The 22,637-nt window shown below is 52.5% G+C and carries 17 protein-coding genes; 6 read left to right on the forward strand and 11 right to left on the reverse strand.

The genetic code is table 11. The annotated features are described in order from the left end of the window. Positions 1-139: 139 nt before the first annotated feature. Both EJQ19_RS14720 and EJQ19_RS14725 read right to left on the reverse strand, forming a co-directional pair. A complete protein-coding gene (locus tag EJQ19_RS14720; RefSeq protein WP_126141995.1) occupies positions 140-1,825 on the reverse strand; it encodes a hypothetical protein in 1,686 nt (561 codons plus the stop codon). Further along, positions 1,818-2,870 (reverse strand): glycoside hydrolase family 88/105 protein, encoded by a 1,053-nt coding sequence (locus EJQ19_RS14725; RefSeq protein ID WP_126141996.1) that lies wholly within the window; start codon positions 2,868-2,870, stop codon positions 1,818-1,820. The genes EJQ19_RS14720 and EJQ19_RS14725 overlap by 8 nt, the downstream gene beginning before the upstream one ends. Before the next feature lie 199 nt (positions 2,871-3,069). On the opposite strand from EJQ19_RS14725, the gene EJQ19_RS14730 reads away from it, so the two are divergent. Beyond that, complete coding sequence (locus EJQ19_RS14730) at positions 3,070-3,678, forward strand: hypothetical protein (protein ID WP_126141997.1); 609 nt, start codon at positions 3,070-3,072, stop codon at positions 3,676-3,678. 94 nt (positions 3,679-3,772) lie between these two features. On the opposite strand, the gene EJQ19_RS14735 is transcribed toward EJQ19_RS14730, so the two are convergent. Together EJQ19_RS14735 and EJQ19_RS14740 are read right to left on the reverse strand one after the other, a co-directional pair. Continuing rightward, positions 3,773-4,381: a hypothetical protein gene (locus EJQ19_RS14735; RefSeq protein WP_126141998.1), complete on the reverse strand. Its 609-nt coding sequence runs from the start codon at positions 4,379-4,381 to the stop codon at positions 3,773-3,775. 18 nt (positions 4,382-4,399) lie between these two features. Beyond that, positions 4,400-5,203 carry an APH(3') family aminoglycoside O-phosphotransferase gene (locus tag EJQ19_RS14740; protein ID WP_126141999.1) on the reverse strand — a complete coding sequence of 268 codons (804 nt, stop codon included), beginning with the start codon at positions 5,201-5,203 and terminating at the stop codon, positions 4,400-4,402. A gap of 98 nt (positions 5,204-5,301) precedes the next feature. Between EJQ19_RS14740 and EJQ19_RS14745 the strand changes: the two genes are divergently transcribed. Both EJQ19_RS14745 and EJQ19_RS14750 read left to right on the forward strand, forming a co-directional pair. Beyond that, positions 5,302-6,606, forward strand: a complete 1,305-nt coding sequence (locus EJQ19_RS14745; RefSeq protein ID WP_126142000.1) for an erythromycin esterase family protein — start codon at positions 5,302-5,304, stop codon at positions 6,604-6,606. A gap of 98 nt (positions 6,607-6,704) precedes the next feature. Then, the gene (locus EJQ19_RS14750; RefSeq protein WP_126142001.1) at positions 6,705-6,884 is read left to right on the forward strand and encodes an H-type small acid-soluble spore protein; all 180 of its coding nucleotides are present in this window, start codon (positions 6,705-6,707) and stop codon (positions 6,882-6,884) included. Between the two features lie 76 nt (positions 6,885-6,960). Here EJQ19_RS14750 and EJQ19_RS14755 read toward each other — a convergent pair whose 3' ends face one another. Beyond that, entirely contained in the window at positions 6,961-7,698 is a 738-nt protein-coding gene (locus EJQ19_RS14755; protein WP_338143333.1) for a glycerophosphodiester phosphodiesterase, read from the reverse strand. 213 nt (positions 7,699-7,911) lie between these two features. Between EJQ19_RS14755 and EJQ19_RS14760 the strand changes: the two genes are divergently transcribed. The 3 genes from EJQ19_RS14760 to EJQ19_RS14770 all read left to right on the forward strand — a co-directional run bounded on the left by EJQ19_RS14760 (position 7,912) and on the right by EJQ19_RS14770 (position 11,165). Further along, entirely contained in the window at positions 7,912-8,871 is a 960-nt protein-coding gene (locus EJQ19_RS14760; RefSeq protein WP_126142002.1) for a carbohydrate ABC transporter permease, read from the forward strand. Next, a complete protein-coding gene (locus tag EJQ19_RS14765; RefSeq protein WP_126142003.1) occupies positions 8,868-9,689 on the forward strand; it encodes a carbohydrate ABC transporter permease in 822 nt (273 codons plus the stop codon). The genes EJQ19_RS14760 and EJQ19_RS14765 overlap by 4 nt, the downstream gene beginning before the upstream one ends. An 87-nt stretch (positions 9,690-9,776) precedes the next feature. Beyond that, positions 9,777-11,165: an ABC transporter substrate-binding protein gene (locus EJQ19_RS14770; RefSeq protein WP_126142004.1), complete on the forward strand. Its 1,389-nt coding sequence runs from the start codon at positions 9,777-9,779 to the stop codon at positions 11,163-11,165. 179 nt (positions 11,166-11,344) lie between these two features. Here the strand turns inward: EJQ19_RS14770 and EJQ19_RS14775 are convergent, their stop codons facing one another. The 6 genes from EJQ19_RS14775 to EJQ19_RS14800 form a co-directional block, all read right to left on the reverse strand. Continuing rightward, a complete protein-coding gene (locus EJQ19_RS14775; RefSeq protein WP_164716558.1) occupies positions 11,345-12,961 on the reverse strand; it encodes an extracellular solute-binding protein in 1,617 nt (538 codons plus the stop codon). A 23-nt stretch (positions 12,962-12,984) separates the two neighbouring features. Continuing rightward, a complete protein-coding gene (locus tag EJQ19_RS14780) occupies positions 12,985-13,860 on the reverse strand; it encodes a carbohydrate ABC transporter permease (RefSeq protein ID WP_126142006.1) in 876 nt (291 codons plus the stop codon). 22 nt (positions 13,861-13,882) lie between these two features. Then, the gene (locus tag EJQ19_RS14785; RefSeq protein ID WP_126142007.1) at positions 13,883-14,851 is read right to left on the reverse strand and encodes an ABC transporter permease; all 969 of its coding nucleotides are present in this window, start codon (positions 14,849-14,851) and stop codon (positions 13,883-13,885) included. Between the two features lie 91 nt (positions 14,852-14,942). Then, complete coding sequence (locus EJQ19_RS14790) at positions 14,943-16,733, reverse strand: cache domain-containing sensor histidine kinase (protein ID WP_126142008.1); 1,791 nt, start codon at positions 16,731-16,733, stop codon at positions 14,943-14,945. Continuing rightward, on the reverse strand, positions 16,730-17,824 hold the full coding sequence (locus EJQ19_RS14795; protein ID WP_126142009.1) for a response regulator transcription factor: 1,095 nt from the start codon (positions 17,822-17,824) through the stop codon (positions 16,730-16,732). Before EJQ19_RS14795 ends, EJQ19_RS14790 begins: the two co-directional genes overlap by 4 nt. Positions 17,825-17,942: 118 nt before the next feature. Continuing rightward, complete coding sequence (locus EJQ19_RS14800) at positions 17,943-22,523, reverse strand: cohesin domain-containing protein (RefSeq protein ID WP_126142010.1); 4,581 nt, start codon at positions 22,521-22,523, stop codon at positions 17,943-17,945. Positions 22,524-22,637 lie beyond the last annotated feature (114 nt).

Genomic DNA, 22,637 nt, shown 5'->3' on the forward strand with positions numbered 1-22,637 from the left:
CCACCTACTCCACCTACTCTGCCATTATTCTCTGGTTACTCCTGCCACACAAGCTCCCTTTCCATTTCCCCCCTCCCTACCGACCAAATAGCAAAAGCCTCCAATCTGCCTAAGCAGATTGAAGGCTTTTCTCAAGGCTTCACCCCATGTGCCTCTGTTGAACCGCTGGCAGTTGCACCTGATTCTCCCGGTACAGCTCACCGGTCTTGCGCGGTGCCTGCGGCACCGTAATAGACGCCTCGCCATCCTCCGTCCGGATCGACGCTGTGACCCACGCACCGCTTGTCTGAATGTCGACCGTCGGCAGCGGACGATCCTCACCGAGCGAAAAGGCAAACACCCAGACCGCTTTCTCCAGCGCGTGGAAATCGAAATCCCGCTCCTCACCCGTTGCGATGACGTAATCGAGGCTAAGCCCCGCCTCGTCTCGCGCCTGCTCGAGCTGGAGCGCGCCGTAATCCGAGCGGTCCAGCACCGCATCCACCTGAAGCGCCGTTTCCCCGATCAGGGTCACAAAACGAGTGCCCGTCTGCGCCGCCGACAGTTCCAGACCCGATGCATCCCCGCCAAGTTGAAGCCGGATTCGCAAGTCTTGGGCCCTGAACCTGCCGTTAATGATGTCCAGGTCCTGGTGCCATCCGCCGTTATCCGTCGCAAGGTTAAAGCTGAACAGCACCTGCTTGCGCGACTGCACTCCGGTGAAGATGGCCGAGCAGAAGTCCTTGCCGTCCTTCAGAAATTGCAGCTGGATCGAGACACTTTTCCCGCTGCCAGCATCCACATACGCTAGTAAATTGCGGCGCTGATTCCACATGCTTCCCGACGTATAGCTGCCGAGCGTCAGCCGCTCATTTTGGTATGTCGTCGCGTAGTTCTGGAAGCCCGCTTCCTCCGCCATCAGCGTCGGTTCGGAATAATACCGCTCGTCCGTCGAACGGAACAAATCGTGGTACTTCTCAGGGCAACGAATATAAGCCGGATCCGATTTCAACCCATTTCCCAGGAAATCTTTTTCATTCGGCCGCAGCTGTGTGCTGTAAGTTCGGCTGTGCGGGCCGCCCCATGCCCCCGTTGCGGGATGGTAGTGCTTCGCAATCATATGCCACGCCAAATCCAGCAGTTGCTCGGCATCGGCGACTGCGCCAGGCGTGCTCGACTCCGTATAAATGGCGTGCAGCTCTTCAATCGCAATCGGCGTGTAACAAGGGCTGTTATATTCCGTGAATGTGCCGATCGCCATGGTGTAATCACGGAACTTCCTTAGCCGCTGCTCGCCATAGGCGCGCAGTTCTTCATTCTCCAACAGCTCGCCGCCAAGCAGCGTAACGAGCGCCCCCATAATGGCAATGTTCGTGTAGTGCGGGCCGACATTGCGAATCATGATCGCCCGACAAGCGTGATACACAGCGCCCCGAAGCTTGTCGACGAGCGCTGGCGGGAGCAGATCCCCATAATTTTTGACAATCAGCACCAGCTTCTTGCCGTGAAAATCCGCCATATTCCAATCCGGCCGATCCATCTCATCCAGTGATTCCTCATAGAAGTACGGCCATATGCCGTAGGTCGAACGGGAAGGATCCTGGTCCTGACGCGATACGATGACCTCCAGGATGTCCGCCGCTCTCCGCGCATAAAGCTCCCCACCGTACTGCAATAGCTCGTAAGCGAAAACAGTCGATGGATATAGCCCATAAACGAAGGGATGCTTATCGGGCTTAAGCGCCGTATGATACGTTGCCGTCAGCGGGGTGCGAACCAGCTTTACGTCACTATTGTAGTTTTTTTCCGTTGCTTGAATCGATGTCAAGAGTTCTGCATTACGCATGCGAGATTTGCTCCTTTTGTAGGTTTTTCGAGAGCAGCATCAGTGCCAGGCCTTGCCCGTACAAAGTCGGATACGTTGGAATATCATCCTGATACGCCTGAACCGACGGCATCACCGGGGTTCCGCCGGATACGCCCGTTACGATGCCGTCTTCCGTAATGTAAGGCACAATGGCCTTAAACGCACGCTCCGCCCGGATTGCATAAACCTCTTCATCCTCCAGCAGCTGTGTGTCCACCGCTTTCAAAAGGCCATAGGCAATGCCCGCGCTGCCCGATACTTCTCTATAAAAATCTGGATGATCCATCACCGTACTCCATAAACCGTCCTGCTGCTGAAAAGCGAGCAGCCCGTTCATCAAGCGGCCGTACCGCTCTTTCAGTTCGTCCGGAACGTCGACCAGTCCGCCAATTTCCTCCACAATCATCGGCACGCCTGCGGCAATCCAGGCATTCGCCCGCGTCCAGCGCGCTGATGACATATGGTCGCCTGAAGCGCAGTTCCAGCCGTGGAACAACACATCCGTCTGCGGGTCCTGCAGTAACCGTAGATGAATCAGCACTTGCTTCAGTGCCTCCTCCGCGTAGGCCCTGCTGCCGATAAGGGAAGCGGTTCGCGCCAGGAACAGCACCGCCATGAAAATGGTGTCCGCCCATACTTGCTCGGAGAATTCCGCATTTTCCGTCACCGTATGTTCAAATGCTTCCTCGCGGGTACGCGGTGTCTCGTGAAGCAGCCATTCCGCGATCCGGACCGCCTCATCTTTATAATGCACATCGCCTGTCAGCCTGTGCAAAGCAGGGAAGATCGCATATGGCGCAATCGCGTTGATGACCAATTTATGTTTCGCTTTCGCCTCGTTCCGCCTCACCCACTCCTGTAAGTACACGATCACTTGCTCATCGCGCGCCGCCTTATAGTATTCCAACAGCGCAATCACGCCAACGCCCGGGACCCAATCCCAGTGATGAATGTCCATTCCCCAATTTCCCGTATGGTCTGCAATCATTTGCCGCCACACTTTTTCAGCACTAGCCCCAACCATGGATGCTCACAGCCCTTCCTATTTTGTCGCTTCTTCTTCTCTAAAGGTAGCATCTTCAAGGCGGTTCAGGCTTGGGGAACTGTCCCGAAAATATGGGGAATCGTCCAGACATTCTGCTCGAATCGCCTGTAAAACTTTCCCACCCACAATGCAACTGCTATACTGGAACAGAAATCATAGACAAGAGGTGGATGCCTGGATGAATTGGTCCGAACTGCAACGCGTGCCCCATGAGTATAGTGATAAGCTGCATCAAATCGACGAAAACCTGATTCGTCTGCTGAATGAGCGCCAGTCCCTTGCACAGGGAAAACGCTGCATGCCGGAACAGGACGTGGTCCAAGCTTGGGCGGCACAGTACGGCATCGACGTCCCGCAAATCAATTGGCTGCTGAGTTGTCTGAATCATTCGCTGCACCCATTCATGCCAAGCGAGCCCGGAGAACTGCTTCAGGTGCTGCCCATTATGAAAAAGACCGTGCTGGCCGGCTACGAATACGCCATTACGCATAGTATGCAGCATGAGAACGGCAGCATGGTGCATCTCGAAATCAAGCAATTGACGACGGAGGAAGCCGTCGCTCACTTTCGCCCTCAGCTCCAGCTCGATATCATTAGCGAAACGCCCTACGCCGTTTTCAGGCACGGAGCAAGCGGAGGCGGAGGGCGTTCCAAGCTGCAATTTCTCGTCACACCGCGGCTGCCGGAGCCGCTTGCGCATGTGCATTTTGCACTGATCCCGTTTGCCGCACCGATGGAACTGCCGCCGAAAGAGATTATCCTCGATCAGGAAGTGCGATTTGATTAAAAAAAGAAAACCTCTCTCTCCTTCGATCGGTTCGACCCAGCGAGGAGGCGGAGGTTTTTATTTCGTTCTGGGGGATCGGCGGCCCTTTTTATCGTTATGGATTACGAATTTCCGCGCTCCACGGCATTTCGGGTTCACTCAATCCGTTTGTGTTGGCAGATGGCTTCTGCTTCACCAGGCCGACACGATTGGCATAGTCGTCCAGCATCTCAAACACCGTAAAGCGATGAAGCTGCGCGTTAAACGAAGGCTCGTTTCTCTCATCCGCCCGGATTGGCCGGAGCGTGACGACAGCGCTGACAACCCCATCGTCATACTGGTTGACGGGGACATCGAACGTCACATTCTCATTATAGCCATCCGCCACCGTGACCAGCGTCACCATCCCCATGTTTTTCTTCGCAAAACGAAGGTCTCTGGGAACAGCAATGTCAGCTTGCCATTCGCCTTGATGATCCGTTAAGCCCTGTGCGAGAATCGCCCCTTCCGCATCGATTGCAATAACCCGGGCCCCTGCAATCGACGCTCTTGCCTCGTCGCTGTAAGGTTTTTCCGGCGTGCCGTAGCCGTCTTTCACATACCCGACCTTCACCTGCAGCGCAGCAGCTACCTGATCGCCGGTTGGCGTCGCTTCGACGGCCTGCTCGGAGCCCGCAAACAGGATCAGCAGCAGAACGCTCATCATTTTCAATATAGGCTGCATGTTCCGTAACGTCCTCCCCTAGAAAAATTCATCCATCAGCTGATAAAAGCTGACTTTCGCTTCATCCAGTTTATCCAGCCCGTACGCCTCCACAAACGTCTGCACGTGCGCGTCGCCAAAGTTATAGCGGATGCTGCGGATCGCCAAAGCCAAGTCCTGATACCGGTCGGCGATGCCGGCGCGTCCCACGTCAATGAAGCCGCTGAGCTCTCCCTCGCTCAGCATAATAATATTCGGCATGCAATAGTCGCCGTGGGTGAACACCAGGTCTTCCTCCGCCGGCACGCTGCCGAGCAGCTGCTCCAGAACCTCCTCCGCACGCAGCCCGAGCCGGCTCTCATCAAAATCCTCCTCATCAACGAGGCCTTGCCGAACGCGTAACATCGCCTCTTCCATTTTTACAGCCAACCGCTGATCGAAAGGACAATCGTCAATCGGCACCTGATGAATCTGCTTCAACCCGCGAGCAAGCGCCCGCAACAATTCAGGCAGTTGATCCTTCCACAAGTCATCCGACGCATTGACACCCGGAAGCTCGGTCACCAATAGAAATTCATGCGCCTCATCCGTGCCATAATAGACAACCTCCGGCACAGGCAGGCGCCCCTTCAGCCAGAGCAGCCTTTCCTTTTCTTCCACCAAGCTTTCAACCGCTTGCAACGACTGGATTTTCAAAAAATACCGGCCCGCTGCCCCGCAAACCTGGTACGTCTGAGAAGCCGAATGGCCAATCGTCTCTCTGCGCCATACGCACCCGGCAAGCAGCGACTCCAAAGGAGCCGGCAGCGGGATAGCGGGAACGCCGTGTGCGTTCTGTGTCATGCTGGATCCCCCGTTCTTTTTTCACAGCTCATTCCGTAAATCATTCCCATTTAATTGTACATACTACAGACGAAATACGACAGCAAGGAGTTGAACGCATGGAAAAAAAGCTGGAAGATGCGCTCGTACAGCACATCGGGCAGCGAGCCCTCCCCCTGAACGGCCCGGATGACCTAGACGTCCTCGTACAAGCGATCGGAGACCGCAAATATGTCCTGCTCGGCGAAGCGTCGCACGGAACATCGGAGTTCTACCAATTGCGCACGGCGCTGACCCGCAAGCTGATCGAGCAAAAAGGCTTTTCGCTGATCGCCGTGGAAGGCGACTGGCCTTCGTGCTTCGAGGTTAACCGCTATGTCAAACGGCTTCCCCAAGCCAAATCGACCGCTCGCGACGTCTTGGCCGACTTTGATCGCTGGCCTTCCTGGATGTGGGCGAACGAAGAAGTCGAGGAGCTCGTCCACTGGCTCCGGGAGCATAATGAGGGAAAAAGCGACGCAGGGCAAGTCGGCTTTTACGGGCTCGACCTGTACAGCCTATGGGAGTCGCTGGAAGCGATCGAGCGCTACTTGCGCGAAGAGGGGACCCCGGAGCAGCTTGCGCTGGCGCAGCAAGCTTTTGCCTGCTTTGACGCCTACGACCGGGAGGGGCAAAATTACGGCGTTTCCGCAGCTTTCTACGGCGAAAGCTGCCAGGATGACGTCGTGAAGCTGCTGAAGGCGCTTCACGACGACCGCGCCCGCCGCGGCGGCGCGAGCGGCGAAGAGGCGTTGAGCGCGGAGCTGAACGCGCTCGCGGCTGTCGGTGCGGAGGACTACTACCGCACCATGGTCCGGCACGACGCGGAATCGTGGAATATCCGCGATCGCCACATGGCCGAGGTGCTGCGCCGCCTCGCCGACCATCACGGCCCAGACGCGAAAATCATCGTCTGGGCACACAACACGCACATCGGCGATGCGCGTGCAACGGATATGGCGGCCGACGGCATGGTCAACGTCGGGCAGCTCGTGCGCGAAGCGCACGGCGAAGCCGATGTGTTCGCCATCGGCTTCGGCACGTACCGCGGCACGGTCATTGCCGCGAGCCGCTGGGGCGCGCCGCTCGCGGCGATGCCCGTTCCCGCTGCCCAGCCGGGCAGCTGGGAGGCGCTCGTGCACCGCGCCGGCGCGCGGGACCAGATCCTCCTGCTCAGCCAGGAGGATCCGGTGCTCGGGCACGAGGTGCTGGGGCACCGTGCCATCGGGGTCGTGTACCGCCCTAGCTATGAACGGGGGAACTACGTTCCCTCCGTGATGGCGCGGCGGTACGACGCTTTTGTGCATGTGGACGAGAGCCATGCGCTCCGTCCGCTGACCATCCAGAGCGCCGCGCCTGAAGCGGAGGCGGCGCCTCAATTTTAAAAAGCGTTCCCTCTAGGTGCACCGCATGATTTCCGACGGAATGGAAATGGTAACAATGAGGCGGAATCATCCGCACATCGGAAAAGGAGGTTCAGCCTATGGATACGCCCCGTGCAGCCGCGATTGCCGCATCGCCGGTCATGGCCAACGTCACTTGCGACGGCGTTCAGGTATATATTCAAAGCGTCGATGAAGAGCGAGGAACATGCCGCATTTTCCCGCTTGATCAGCCCGAACAGGAACAAGTCGTTGCAGCCAGCCAGCTAATGGAGCATTAGAGTCACGTCTAGGATATTCTTGCTGATTTGTATACAAAGAGGAGCCTCCATTCGGAAACTCCTCTCTTCATTCCCCTTATTGAATTCCTTCCAAAAAGTCCCGCAAGCGTCCCGGGTAATCCGTAATGATGCCGCTCACACCGGCCTCTGTCAGCCGCGCGAAATCTTCTTCTTGGTTCACCGTATACGGATAAGTCGCCAGGCCGGCAGTTGCAGCACCTTTCACATCGGAAGCGGCTATCGTCTGATAGTACGGATGCAGCGAGAAGATATCGATGTCCGCCTGACGGGCATAGGCCGCATGATCGAACAGATTGGCCGCATACAGCAGGCCAACCTTCACGTCCGGCTCAGCCAGTTTCAATCGGCGGATGCACTGGTGGTCAAAAGACGAAATCACAACGTCCTCCATCCGACCGCTCTCGCGCAAATAAGCCAGCAGCGCTTGCTCCTGGCGCCCTTCATAGGAATACTTAACCTCCACATTAACCAAGAAGCCTTTCGGCAGCATTTCAAAAACTTCACGAAGCAGCGGCACCCGCTCCCCGCGATAGTTGTCTGCGAACCAAGCCCCCGCATCCAGCTGCCGAATGTCTTGCCAATTGTGCTCGCAGATCAGCCCCGAGCCGTTCGTCGTCCGATCCAGCGTCGGATCGTGACAGACGACAATCTCACCATCCTTCGAGATATGTATATCCAGCTCGATGCCCTCCGCGCCTTGCTCTGCCGCAAGCGCAAAAGAAGCCAGCGTATTCTCAGGCGCTTCGCCCGCCGCTCCGCGGTGTCCGATAATCATAGGTTTTCTTTGATTCACTGTCAGCACTCCTTTAGTAATATTCAGCTACTCCACACATTATAGAGGCAGCCTTCCGCCTTGCCCAGTGCAAGAATGACCAACCCTTTTAAAAATTCCGTAAAGGTCCGGAGCGTCTCAACAAAACAATCACATGAATTTAACACAGGTCAAATAAAAGAGCTATATGCTTGTAAACGTCACAAGGTTCATATTGAAAGATGGAGGTTATCAATGAATACGCTGGACCAAGATTTGCCGCTTGTCCCCGCCGCTGAGCCCGCTGCTGCCATTCGGCGGAACCTGAAGACGAAGTCTACTCAGCTTTGGAAAGAGACGCTGCTTGGCTACTTCTTCTTAGCTCCTTCTTTGGCGCTATTCCTTGTATTTCTCTTTTATCCGCTTCTGCAATCGCTCTATCTAAGCGTGCATGAGACGGATCCGCGCGGCCGGGTGGCCGGCTATGTCGGCTTCGATAACTTTATCGATATATTCACATCGGCGAAGTTTTATAAAAGCCTGGAAGTCACAGGGCTGTTCACGCTGCTGACCGTCCCTACCGGCATCGCGCTTTCCCTGCTGCTTGCGGCCCTGACGCATAACCGACTGCGCGGCATGCGCGTATTTCAATTCATTTTCTCCTTGCCTGTCGTCCTGTCGGTCAGTACTTCCGCCGTCATCTGGATGATGCTCTACCATCCGAGCGTCGGGATGATCAACTACCTGCTCAGCCTGATCGGCATGCAGCCCGTCGCCTGGCTGACCGATCCGAAATGGGCGCTACTCTCCGTGTCCGTCATGACGATTTGGATGAATCTCGGCTTTACGTACATCGTCCTGCTCAGCGGGCTGCAAAATATCTCCGACGATATGTACGACAGTGCTAAAATCGATGGCGCCGGGCCTTTCCGCACCTTCGTGCAGGTCGTGATGCCTTTGCTGTCGCCGACGGTTTTCTTCGTCACGATCGTTTCCATGATCAACGCCTTTCAATCGTTCGGCCAAATTAACATTTTGACCAAGGGCGGTCCGGTTGACGCAACGAATGTACTCGTCTATTCGATCTATCAGGATGCCTTCATCAACTTCCGGTTCGGCACAGGCAGCGCGCAGGCTCTCGTGCTATTCACCTTGATTCTGATCCTAACCTTCGTTCAATTCAAAGCATTTGAAAGGAATGTCCATTACCAATGATCACTCGACTGCAAAATACGGTTATCTATGTGGTGTTGACGATTTTTGCGGCCTTGATTCTTTATCCGCTCTTCTATGCGTTCTCGGCCTCCTTCATGACGCCGGCGGAAGCGTCTGTGTATCCGCCGCGCTTTTGGCCAAGCAGTCTTTATCTCGGCAGTTTTGAGGCCGTATTTAAGCTCGTTCCGATCGAAACGTTCATCAAAAACAGCTTGGTCGTTTCGCTCATCATCATGGTCGGACAACTGATCACCGCCAGCATGGCGGCTTATGCTTTTGCGAATATTCGGTTTAAAGGCAAAGCGCTGTTCTTCGCCCTGTTCATGGCGACGATGATGATTCCGTGGGAAGTTACAATGATTCCAAACTACTTGACCGTTCGCAAATGGGGCTGGCTTGACAGCCTGCAAGGTCTAACTGTGCCGTTCCTGGCCTCGGCGTTCGGCACTTTCTTGCTGCGCCAGTTTTTCCTGCAGCTGCCCCGCGAGCTGTTCGAAGCGTCGAAAATCGACGGCTGCGGTCATATCCGCTATTTTATCCGCATCGTCCTGCCGCTGTCGCGTCCGGCGCTCGCCACCCTTGCCGTCTATGCGTTCTTAAATTCGTGGAACATGTACCTATGGCCGCTGCTGATTACGAACAGCGAGAATATGCGAACCGTCCAAATCGGGATTGCTATGCTGCAATTTGAAGAGCTTACGGTGTGGAACCTCGTTCTGGCCGGGGTCACCCTCGTGCTGCTGCCTTCGCTCCTGCTTTTAGTGCTAGGCCTCAAACAGCTTGTTCGCGGACTCACCGCAGGCAGCGTCAAAGGCTGATCTACCTGTTGGCGCCTTGTTCCGAGCTTCGTATCGGAGCAGTTGACCATATAAATTTTATAGAAAACAAGGGAGAGAAACCAAGCAATGAAAACGTTGAAAATGAGAAGTTCGGCCATCGCCATGACCGCTCTTGCCCTCCTGCTGACCTCCGCATGCGGGAAAGCCGATACAACGGCCACATCGACTTCCGCCTCCACAGCTCCGGCTGCCAGCCCTGCAGCTGCGTCCACGAAGCCGGCCGAGCCTGTGAAAGTGATTTGGTGGCACTCCATGAGCGGTGAGCTCGGCAAAGCCATCGACAAGCTCGTTGCCGACTTCAATGCATCCCATAAAGATGTGCAGGTTGAAGCCGTTTTCCAAGGCACCTATGACGAGAGCTTGAATAAAATGAAAGCCTCCATGGATACGAAAAACGGCCCTTCCCTCATCCAAGTGTATGAGATCGGCAGCCGTTTCATGATCGACTCTAAAGCGATCACCCCGATGCAAACCTTTATCGATGCGGATAAATACGATGTTTCTCAGCTTGAAGAGAATATTCTGAACTACTACCGTGTCGACAATAAGCTTTACTCGATGCCGTTCAACACGTCCAACCCGATCCTTTACTACAACAAGGATATGTTCAAAGCTGCAGGCCTTGATCCCGAGAAACCGCCGACGACGTATGACGAAGTCGCCAAAGCGGCGCAAGCGCTTAGCAAAGACGGCAAGTCCGGCGCGTCCTTCGCCATCTACGGCTGGTTCATGGAGCAATTCTTTGCGAACCAAGGTGCAGAATACTTGAACAACGGTAACGGCCGCACGTCCCCTGCGACGGAATCCCAGGTTAATGCTGATGCTGGCGTCAAAACACTCGAGTGGTGGAAGCAGATGGTGGACAACAAATCCGCAGCCAACCTTGGCCGTAAAACAGATGATACGAAAAAAGCGTTCCTCGCCGGCCAAGTCGCGATGACGCTGGATTCCACCGCTTCCCTGCGCGGCATCGTCAGCGGCGCGGAAGGCAAATTCCAAGTCGGCACCGCCTACCTGCCGAAGCCTGCAGGTGCCGGAGAGGGCGGCGTTGTTGTCGGCGGCGCGAGCTTGTACATCCTGAACAACAAAACCGAAGCGGAGCAAAAAGGCGCTTGGGAATTTATCAAGTACCTGACAACGCCGGACGTGCAAGCTTACTGGTCCGTCAACACGGGCTACTTCCCGATCACGAAAAAAGCGTATGACGAGCAGTTGATGAAAGACAACCTTGTGAAGTATCCGCAATTCAAAACAGCGATTGATCAACTGCACGCTACCAAAGCGAACAAAGCGACGCAAGGCGCGGTTATGGGCGTATTCCCGGAAGCTCGCCAAATCGTTGAAGGCGCAATTGAAGAAACGCTGGCCGGCAAGAAAGCGCCGAAAGATGCGCTGGACGCCGCAGCGAAAAGCATTTCCGAGAAATTGGCAACGTACAATAAGACGGTGAAATAATTTACTTTCCGATATCCGAATAAAAGGTGTCTCCAGCCATGTGCATGGCCTGGGGACACCTTTTTCATTGACACAGCCTGGTCCAGTTCCTGGATAACTTTGCTTCCTACCGGCACCCCGTTCGAAAGCCCTGATGCCTACTGCTCCTCAATCAAACGGGATAGGGTGAGATGCGCTCTCTACTTCTTATTCAGCTTCTCGTAAATCGCTTTCCCTTCCTTCTCAAACCAATCCTGCGAGGCTTTCAGGACATCCTGCCTGCCAGCGGCATCCGCCTTCTTGAAATACTCATCCACAGCGGTAAGCGGCAGCGCGCCGTTAATGATTTTGGCTACGTACTCATTGCGCAGGTCGATGAGGGCTCTGCCTTTGGCAAGCTCAGCATCCGTTTGCGGGCGATACTGGTTAATGTTGAAGGCCGTCATCTGCGGTCCTGCCTGCGCATAGCTTTTCATCGCCGGCTCATATCCGCCTAAGATCGCATTCGGGAGCCAGATATCCGGGGAGTTCCACATTCTGTAGTACAGTTTATAAATGATTTGGTCATAGGCGGGCTTCTTAGGCGTCAATACGTTATTGACCATCTCATAGTGGACACCTTCTTTGCCGTAATTCACAAATTTCTGCAACTCTTTATCTTTTAAGTAAGCATTCAATAAATCAACGGCTTCGTTTGCATTTTTAGCGTTTTTCGGAATGATGTAGAAGTTGGATACCGGCGCCGGCATGGAGTATCCTTTCAGTCCGTTAGCGCCTTCCACAATAGGCAGATAGCTAAGCTTGGCATTCGGATCGGTTTTGTTCAAGCTTGCCAGATAGGTAACCGGATCCCAGTACCCCGTGTAGGTCGAAGCGGCCTTGCCCGACGTTATTTTTTCCGTGACCTGCTGCGATTTATTAAACAAATACTCGTTATCGATGAGGCCCTCTTTATAAAGCTTGTTCAAGTAGGTGAGCATATCCTTGAGATAGACGTCCTGGGCATCCACCAGCTTGCCGTCCTTCACAATAAAGGGCACAGCCAAATTCGTGATGCCGGACATGCCGAATGCTGCTGTAATGACATCCAAACCGTCTAACGGATTGCCATTATTTCCTGCCGCAGCAACGTAAGGAATCGTTCCTTTCCCGCTGGGATCTTTCTCCTTCATGGTTTTAAGAAAGGTGTACAGCTCATCCAGGTTTTTCGGCGCCTTGAGTCCCAGCTTATCCATCCAATCTTGACGGGCCAAGAACCCGGAGCCGAGGTCTACATTTTCATACTTGGAATACGGGGGAACCGGGATCGCCATCTTTTTGCCTTCCACAGTCACCGCCGTCCAGGCATTATCTGTGGTTGCTTTACTGACCTCACTGCCGTATTGCTGGATCAGCGAATCAACCGGCATGAGCGCACCTTGTGCACTGAATCTTTTAAAAATCGTCAAATCGTTCGTATAAATGAGATCATAGACCTCCCCCGAAGCGAACATCAAGTTGTAGGTGTCGAGCTGATTGGCCGCGGGAATGACGTTCCATTCAATATTCGTGTACCCGGTTTTCTCTTTAATCGCATTCAGGAATTGATTCTCATTCGCACTAGCCCCCTGCTCGAAGCCTTTGACACCGGCATTATCGGGCACTGCGATTCGAATCTTAGCCGCCTTATTCAGCTTAGCCCCTTGCGCTGGCGCCGCTGTCCCTGCTGCACTCTGCGCCGGCTTCTCCGTTTCCTTGCTGCATCCGGCTAGTATCATGCTAGCTGTAATCGCTACGATTAAGCCGGACGTCATCCCTACTTTTAATCTCTTCTGCATCTTTTTCCCCTCCATATATTGAGCTATTGCTTAACAGCACCTAGCGTCAAGCCGGTAACAAAGTACTTTTGTAAAAATGGATACACAAGTAAAATCGGAATCGCAGATACGAAAATGGCTGCAGCGCGGAACGTCTCCGAAGCAATGTTGGCTAGCTGCTCGGGATTTTCCATGTTATTTTTATTTGCTGCGGCAACGACGTTTTGTAAAAATAAGGGCAGCACCTGGACATCCTTTTTCGTTAAATACATCAAAGGCTCCATATAATTATTCCAAATGCTTACGGCGCTGAAAATCGCGATTGTCGCCAACAGCGGCTTGGAAATCGGCAGCATGATGCGAAAGAGAACGGTGAGGTTGCCGGCGCCGTCGATTCTGGCGGATTCTTCTAAACTGTGCGGCAGCGACTCGAAATAATTGCGAACAAGTATCAGATTGAATGCGCTTACCATTCCAGGAATAACTAGCACGCCCAGATGATTGATTAATCCTGTTTCTTTCATGACCAGATAGGTCGGAATCATGCCGCCGTTAAACAACATGGTGAACACATACAGAACATTGATGGTCTTGCGTCCCACTAAATCGCCCTTGGCAATCGCATAGCCTACACAAGCCGTGAAAAAGACCTGAACCGCGGTGCCGCAGGCGGCAACCATGACGCTATTTCGGAAGGCTGTACGAAAATCCGCACCTGACAGCAACACTTGATACGCTTTGAGTTGAAAGCCCTTCGGCCATAAGCTCACTTGCCCGCTCACGACATAAGCCTCCTCGCTCACGGATTTTGCCAGCAAGGTCAGGAAAGGCAGCAGGCACAGCAGGCCAATCGCCAGCAAGATGATGTAATTACACACCGTAAACACTTTTTCCCCGGTTGACAGCCTATGATAAGACAATTTTCATTCCTCCTCTGCGCCGTTACCAGATGCCTCTGTCTGAGTATTTTCGGCTTACTTTGTTCGCGATTATCATCAGGGTAAATCCTATGGAGGATATGAACAGCCCGACCGCCGTTGTATAGCTGTAACTGCCGTTTTGAATCCCTTCGCGATACACATAAGTACCGATAATATCTCCAACGCCGTACACCAGCGGATTATAGAGTAACAGCACCTGCTCCGTATCACTGCCCAGTAGACTGGATACGCGAAGAATAATAATGAAGACGATCGTACTTGAAATACCCGGAAGCGTGATGTGCCACGTTTGCCGCCATTTCCCTGCGCCGTCCACACTGGAGGCCGCATACAGATCCGGATCAATGGATGTCAAAGCCGCTAAGTAGATGATGGCGCTCCATCCGGTTTCCTTCCAAGCGGTTGAAGCCACAAGCACACTTCGGAAGTAGCTGTCGTCCCCCAGGAAGGTGATCGGGGAAAACCCCGCAGCTTTAATGACGGTGTTAACGACACCAGTGCTAGGCGAGAGAATATCGACGAAAATGCCGGCGATCACAACCCAGGATAGAAAATGCGGAAGGTACGTGAGCGTTTGCGTCAATCGCTTGACGAAGCCTTTGCGAACTTCATTCAGCAGCAGCGCCAGAATAATCGGCAGCGGAAACTGAAACAAAAACTTGAACAAATTGATCAGAAGGGTATTGCTTAGAACGCTGAAAAACTTTGGATCGGACAACAAAGTTCGAAAATGAGCCAACCCCACCCACTTACTGTCCAGAATGCCGTCAAACACCCGGTAGTTCTTAAATGCAATGATGATCCCGAGCATCGGGACATAACTATAAATCAGAAGCACCAATAGCGGAATCGAGATCAGTACATAAATATCCCAATTACGAACGATTCTGCGCCATAAGCGATTTTTTTGCTTCGGGATCACCTCTGCATCCAAAGACCTGGCCGTGTAGGGTGTCGTTATCTGTGCCATGCCATCACCTCAGCTCCTTGTTGGTATATTCTAATATTACGAAAAGGAGCCTTTCAGCCACAACTGGACAGAAGTAAGATATCTCTGACAATCATACGGATTCTAGGCTTTTTGCCGTCACTTTCAAGCGGGCAACTGCCCGGCACCCCAATCCTGGTTTACTGTCAAAATAAAGACCGCAATCCTTGCCATAATACACTTGGATACGTTGATGAACGTTCTTGACCCCGTAGCCTCTCGTCTCCATCTCAAACAACCGCTGCAATTTGTCTTCGGCTATGCCGACACCGTCGTCAACCACCTCAAACAGCAGATAGCTTTCCTCGCGATAGGCGCGAATCCTAATCGTCCCAGCTTTCCCCGGCTTAGGCCTAATCCCGTGCACAACTGCATTTTCAACGAGCGGCTGTAAAATCATCTTAATAATCGGGAATTCTTCAATGCCTTCCTCGATCTCCGTGATAACCTGTATCGCCCCGCGATAGCGGACGTTGATGATTTCCATATACTTGCTGACTTCCAGCACTTCCTCAGCCACCCGGATATGCTCTTTGCCTTCGTTCAAGCTAAGCCGTAAGAACTTGGCCAAGGCTTCCGTTACCTCAGCGATCTCCTTGGCCTCTATGCGCAGAGCGCTCCAATGAATAATATCTAATGTGTTATACAAAAAATGCGGATTAATTTGCGCATACAGCAGCTTCATTTCCGTCTCTTGCTTGGAAATCTGGGCTTGATACACCTCTTCAATGAGGGCCTTAATCTGCCTGCTCATCTTATTAAAGGAGCGCTGGAGCCTGGCATATTCGTCGTTCCCGCGAATATTATTTTCTGTTTCGAAGCTTCCCATCTCGGCGCGTTTGATCAATTGTACGAGCTTTTTCAACCGTTTCGTAATGCTTCCCGAAATAAAGAAGGCCGTTATAATGGCAATAATGGACACCACACCCGCCAACGCGAGCATGAAATTCTGAATCCATCGGCTGTTCATCCCCAAATGCTTCTTGGTCATCAGCAGCGCAATCTGCCAATTCAGCCCGCTTACTTTGCTATATGCAGCATAATTCGAGCCGCTCCCCGGGCCAAAGCTGACAATGCCTTCTTCATTCGAGGGCGGAGATTTGATATACAAGTCGGATAAACTTGTGCTATTTGTTGTCAATTGATGGATGCCTATGCGCCCGTCTGGCGACATCACGACTTTCTCCGCGCCGGCTGGAAGCTGAATATCGTTGAGAATGTTCCAAATGAACTTTGCGTCCAGTTCCACCATAATGTAGCCGAGAACCGATTGAAATCGGTTAATATCTTTGATCTCTTTGATAAAGACTACCTCATCCGGCTGAACCAGGCTTAATTGACGGCCCTCCCCGCCATAGAACCAAGCTTCCTTTTTCTCTCCGGCCAGAAGCGGCTGTAGACCCGCCTCAAGCTGAAGCTGGTCTACACCGAAGAAATTGGGATTCGCCGCAACAAAAGCCGGATTGCCTTTCATATAGTAGCTCACCTTGAGTACATTGTTGATACCTACGTAGTTATTGACGTTTCGATTTAAAAGGTTGAAAAAATCAATGACTTCCGCAGAGGTCAGCGGGCGTTCCGATACCGTTCTCAGTATTTGCTGCACATCATAGTTACTTTGGGCCAAATTCGCAATGTTATAAGCCGATTCAATGCCGAAGGCGATATTTTTCTCGGCTTGCTTTAATGTTTCCAGATACGCCTTGCCGGTTTGCTCTACCACAGACTTGTGAATGGTGCTATAGGAGAAGTACACGAGAACAACAACCGGAATAATAATTAATATTAAATAGGAGATCACCAGCTTGGTGCGCAAATTAATATTGTAATAGAGGGCGCTCAGCTTACCGATCCATTGGCTCATCGCAATCTCTCCCGATATTCCATGGGATTCATACCCACCATTTTTTTGAAAATTTTCGTAAAATAATACGTGTCCTGATAGCCTACCTGATTCGCCACTTCATAAATTTTGATCCCAGGCTCCTGAAGCAGCTGCTGCGCTTTCTCCAGCCTTACATACGTAATATAATCGTTAATCGTTTGCCCGGTCTCTTTTTTGAACAGCGTCTGGAGATGGCCGGGAGACAGGAATACGTCGGCAGCCAGCTGTTGAATCGTCAAATTCTGATGAAACGTCTTCTGAATGATCCCTTCTACATCCCGAATAATTCTTCTCGATTTGCTGTGACGCGAATCATTCGAGGCCTGCTCCATGAGGAGCAGCTTGTCCAACACGAAGGTTTCCATTTCTTGCGGGCTACGCAAGTGCCTGAACTGCTGAATCGACACTTTTACCTCCTGCACAATCTGGGCTTCAATATGGGCTGAGGCGCTTTTCACCGCTTTAATCAGCAACTCGCTGCACATCGCCGTCAGGAACAGCATGCTGGCCATATTCAACTCCCGGATCACTGCGAATAGCCCTCTCACCTCAGCGATCAACACTTCCGTTTGGCCGGTGCTGCACATGCTGGCGATTTTCTCTACGTTTTCCACAATAACGGGCAAGCCTGCCGAGGAAATACTATCCGAGTAGTAGTGGCTGATCTCGTCCTTCAGCTGCTTTTCCGCTTTTTCCTTGTCCAGCTTAGCCACTGCTTTACTGACGACCTGCTTCAATTCTTCCCGGTTAAACGGCTTCAGAATATAATCAATGGCCTCCAATTTCATGGATGCCTTCACGTATTGAATATCCTGATGCGCGCTGATCATAATGACCATGACTTCAGAGTGTTCCTGCCTCAGCTGTTCGACCAGCTGCATGCCGTCCATCACAGGCATCACCACATCGGTAATGACAATATCCGGCTTAAGCTCGCGGGCAGCCAGCAGTGCCTCAGCGCCATCTTCCGCCTCTCCGATGATTTCGATCTCCAGACTGTCCCAATCAATCAGATCGCGCAGCCCTTCCCTCGAAATGTAATCGTCATCTACCAACAGCATTGTGTACATCGGCAGGCCCCCCTCGGCAGTCTCGTAATCTTATCTACAGCATAACAAAGTCCATGGAAATGACAATGGGAGAAAGGGCGGCTGCGCCCTCTCTCCCCGACAAACCTAGATCTGTTTCTTACAATTTCAAAGCGATAGCTATCAGATCCTGTAAATCAATGATCCCGTCCTGATTCACGTCGCATACTTCGACACTGGGCCAATCCGGACTTGCAGCGGTTTGGCCGTAATGGGCGGCAACCAGGCCCAAATCGCCAACGCTGATGCGGTTATCGCCATTCACATCTTCCGGTTTGCGCGTGATGACAGCTTCCTGGAAGCTGACTATTGCCGTCAGCAAGGTAGCAGTGGCAGCATCCACCCCCGATTGATTCGCACCGCCATCCGACTGCACAAGCTTTGCAGCGGTAATCGCCGTCTGCAGCGCCGCTCGAGCAGTGGCTGGATATTGGCCGATCCCGCTGCCCTCCACGGAGCTCGTGTAGATCGCTTCAGCGCTAGTGATGGCGGTATTCAGCTGCGTTTTGTCAACAAACTGCACATTCACGGTGTACGTGTCTGTGGCCAACGTGGTTTCCGTTCCCTGTCCATCGGAGGTTACGGAAACCGCTTGGATCGCGGCACCGCCTCCGCTGCCGCCTGGCTTGGCTTGGAACGTCAGCGCCAGCACATCGCCTGAAGAAGAGATTGCAGCGGTCGAACCTTGACTAGCCGCAATGATGCGGATTTGTCCCGGCACGTTTGCCTGCGTGGAAACAATGGCAATCCCCGTCTTCAACGGCGCCGCTGAAATAAAATCCAGCAGCTCCGGATCAAACGTCAGTGTCGTATCCAACGCATACACGCTGTCAGTGACGGAGGCAAGGCCATAATGGACGATGAAGTTTTCTCCACTACTTACCGAAGCAGGTCCAGTCAGCTTATGACTCATCGGCTGATGCTGTGCGGGAGGCGCCGGATCGAAGGAAACTTGATCAAACACGACCTTGCCCACGCCGGAAAGAATACCCACATTGACAATTAACGTCTTCGGGGCGGTAACGTCATACATGAACGAATATTTGGCATATTGATTCGTTAGTGTAACAGGAGCGAGCTGATGATCGCTCGTGCCGTCCCATAAATTCAATTCAGGCTGAACATCCGTTCCTTCCAGCTTCTTGATCTGCGCCGAAAGGACGTAAGTTCCCGGCACCGTGACCGTAAACTGTTGGGACATAAACGTTCGATTCCCCGGTGCTCCCGCAGAATTGAATTCCAAAGATTTGTCGCCCTCATAAGGAGCCGTCAGGTTCACATGGGCATTGGTACCATATTCGCCCCGCTGCCAGCCCATGTTCCAATAGGACACAAGCAGGCCCGATGGTCCGCCGGCCGTATCGCCGGTCGTCAATTCAAAATCTCCGTTTTTAATCATAGCCGGATTCACATCGCCCGACACCTTCGTAATTTGTAAGGGTACCTGGCTCACGACAAACAAGCTGTTCGCTTTCAGCAAGCGCTTCGTGCCTGCAAAGTCTTCTACATGCACAGGATTCCCATAAGCATCCTCTGCACTGAGAATTTGCTCGCTATTGGCAATCGTTACGTAGAGCGGCATTTCTTCCTCGCTGGCCAAAATACTCAAATAGTTGTTATCCGCCCGTTTTAAATAATGATTGACCGTCAGTAAATTTCCGTTCTGAATACCCGAATAGGCACCGATATAGGTCTCTGCTTTGCGCAAATGATGCTGCAAGGTAGCCATCGCTTGATAGACTTCGGTAGGCGACTGTGAATGCCGTGTAACGAACATGTCATCCGCCGGCGTTCCCATATTGAAGTATTTGCTCGTGCCTGCAGCCAGGAAATCCATATAGTTCCATACCGTCTGATACACACGCCGAGGGTTCTGGCTGATCTGCAGCGGATACATCTCTGACTGCCATAATTGCAAATTCGGATGCAGCGCCTTAGCTGCGTTATAGGCAGTCAAAACATCCTGAATCCCCTCTGTGCCGGCATAGCCATGAATATTATAATAATCATAATAATTCGGGTTATCTCCGTTCAGCATATCTACGGCGAGCTGCCGATCGGCAGCCGGGGTAGGCGCAGCAAAGCCGCTCGTTGTGACATACAGCTCAAGATCGTGTCCTGTGGCTTCTTTATACTCCGTCTTCACACGCTGCGCTTGCTCATAGGCCAGCTTCTGCATAAGCATATATTCGTCTTTCGTGCCTGAGAATGCAGCGAGTGTAGCCGGCGGGTGAAAGTTTACCTCATTGACGACCTCCCAATACTTCACTTTTCCTGCGTATCGTTTCATCGTCTGGTACACATAATTGGACCAATCCTCACCTGTGCCAGGCACACCGTTTGAAAATTGAATATCCTTCGGTACCCAACGCTCTGCCCGATAGGCAAGGTCATTCATACCAGAAGCGATATCCTGCGGTGAAGGACGTGTTGACGCCCAATCGGATGGATATCCGAGAACAGCAAGCACGTCTAACCCCGCTTCTTGCGCTTTTTCGACATACTCGTCGCTTTTATCCCATACAAAATGGCCTTTGGTTGGCTCTACGACGTTCCACAAAAACTCCATCGCGCCTTCCCATCCCCGCGTAGCGCTTGCATGAATTTTGGTCCACGCGGACATATCATAGTCATAGTTGGCATGCTGGCCATAATAATTGGCATATTTGCCGTCGGCTGCGCCCCCTTCGTCGGCAGGCACTTTGGAAATTCCGCTTTTGTACACAATCGGATCCGATCCAGGGGTGCTAACCGTTGTTTCCAGGTACCAGAAGCCTACTTTATTCATCAACACGGGAAGCGGCAGCTCGACCACATGGTAAACCCCGCCTGGAGCGACTTGGACGGTCGGACTCTCCGTGAATGTCACATGGCCATAGGGATCTGTAGCTTTTATCGAAACGGTGTAGCTCTTTGTACTAGTCCCATAGTTCACAGTCATCACCGGATACACGGCTTCCTCTCCGGCGTAGAACACCTGCTTCTCATTGCGGAACGCCGGTTTGACGACGCTATATTGCGAGGCCGTGTGCCATGGCGTCACAAATTTTTGCGTCTGAATGTCTTGGCCGTAGGTGATGTTCGCAAGCAAGGCCGTGTCTGTGCCAGCCGTGAACGACTCGGCCGTATGCTCCAATTCAGCTGCGCTTAACGCTTTGGTTGAAACCTTCACTTCACTAATATTGTAGGGGTTGCCCCGTTCCACCATAAATTCATAAGGCATAAATTTTTCTAAAATGGCTGCGGCGTTGGTCGGCGAAGAGGCCGAGATTTGAACGCCGTTCATATAAATGGCAGCATAGCCTCCTGCTCCCATCTTCCAGGAAAATGCCAAATTAAACGGCTGCCCGATTGTATATTGCACTTGTTCAGGCTTGGCCGTGGTGTACGCCCCAGAGGATCCCACACCGTTTCGTGCAAAAAACGTTAATGGCTGCTCAAACACCGGATTAGCGCCTGACGGCTTGGCCGTTGGCGGAGGGATATGGGCTTGGATCAGCGTATTTCCGGGGCCGCTTTGCGCTGGAATTAATTTGAATAAAAAGTCCCAGTTGTTGCCGAACTCTTTGTACGGTTTATCTATGCGCAGCTTCAGCTCGATGGTTCCTTCATTGGGATTGAAGATGCCGGGGGCATACTCCCGGTACCACGTTGGTGTATCAGTAAAGTAAACATCCCCTTCTTCTTGTGCGACAGGACTGGGGAGAATCGTCACTGCAATCGGAATGATCGCCGATGACTCTCCGACGCTTAATTTCATGGCAACGTTTTCAACAACACTTGCAGCCGTCTGATTTCGCGCTTTGAGCAGCAGCTTTCCATCTACAACGTGTAAATAGGTTCCATCCTCCGGTGTGAGCGCCGTCACTTGAATCGCGGGATTGCTCACATTGCCCGGTTTTAATTGCAGCACTTGCGCGTACACGTTGGTCCCGACCGTCGTGCTTCCTGAAATCGTGGCTTCAGCCTGATACTTCACCTTCTCCAGATCAACCGCCCACTTGTTCATCGCTGCCGTCATCACCGCATCATTCCCAAGCTTCAGTGCATCGAGCCCCGCTTGATCCGGCAGCGCAGCGACCTTGACCAGCTTGATGCCATCGACAGCTGCAGCGATGGAGCCGTTCGTCCCCGGTGCTGCCGGAGGAAAGAACTGATAGCCTGCACCGCCTGCCATAACCGCATACGTTTGACCGCTTCGAAAAGGAAATGTGCCGTATTTCACCCATTGTTCAGTCCCATTGCCGGCGCTCGGGTTATTTATAACGTTCTCACCGGATGCATGCGTAATCGTATAAGGCACATTCCCGTTATACCAGCGCGTTGTACCCGGCTTACGAACATAGAAATCATATAAGCCGTCTTCCGGCACTTGAGGCGAAAATGTCATGCTTTGAGGGGCGCTTTTGTTCACATTAAAGTACGTAAATTTTTCCTTATAAGCACCGCTTGCGTTCTGAATGAAATTTTGCGTGCTGGGCAGCGGCAAGAGTCCGGTATACGTCACGCCTGGATCCTGGTCATCCATGATGACGCCAATCTCCTGCGCACCGAGCTCATCCCCTGCAGCAGCCAGAACCGATGTCATGCCGAGCGGCAGCATGCTGATAAACAGAACAAGCACCATCAGACCGACTAGGACAGGACGACTCCACCATCTTCCACTTCTTAACCTGTACATGAAATCACTCCTCCATATAGATGAACAACCCCTGCATGAATACGATCATCACCTCAGCTGTATTGGGTTATACACCTATTCTAAGAAAAGAATGATTGCGCTTACAACCAGACA

The organism is Paenibacillus whitsoniae (assembly GCF_003955665.1).
GTDB classification, from domain to species: domain Bacteria; phylum Bacillota; class Bacilli; order Paenibacillales; family NBRC-103111; genus Paenibacillus_E; species Paenibacillus_E whitsoniae.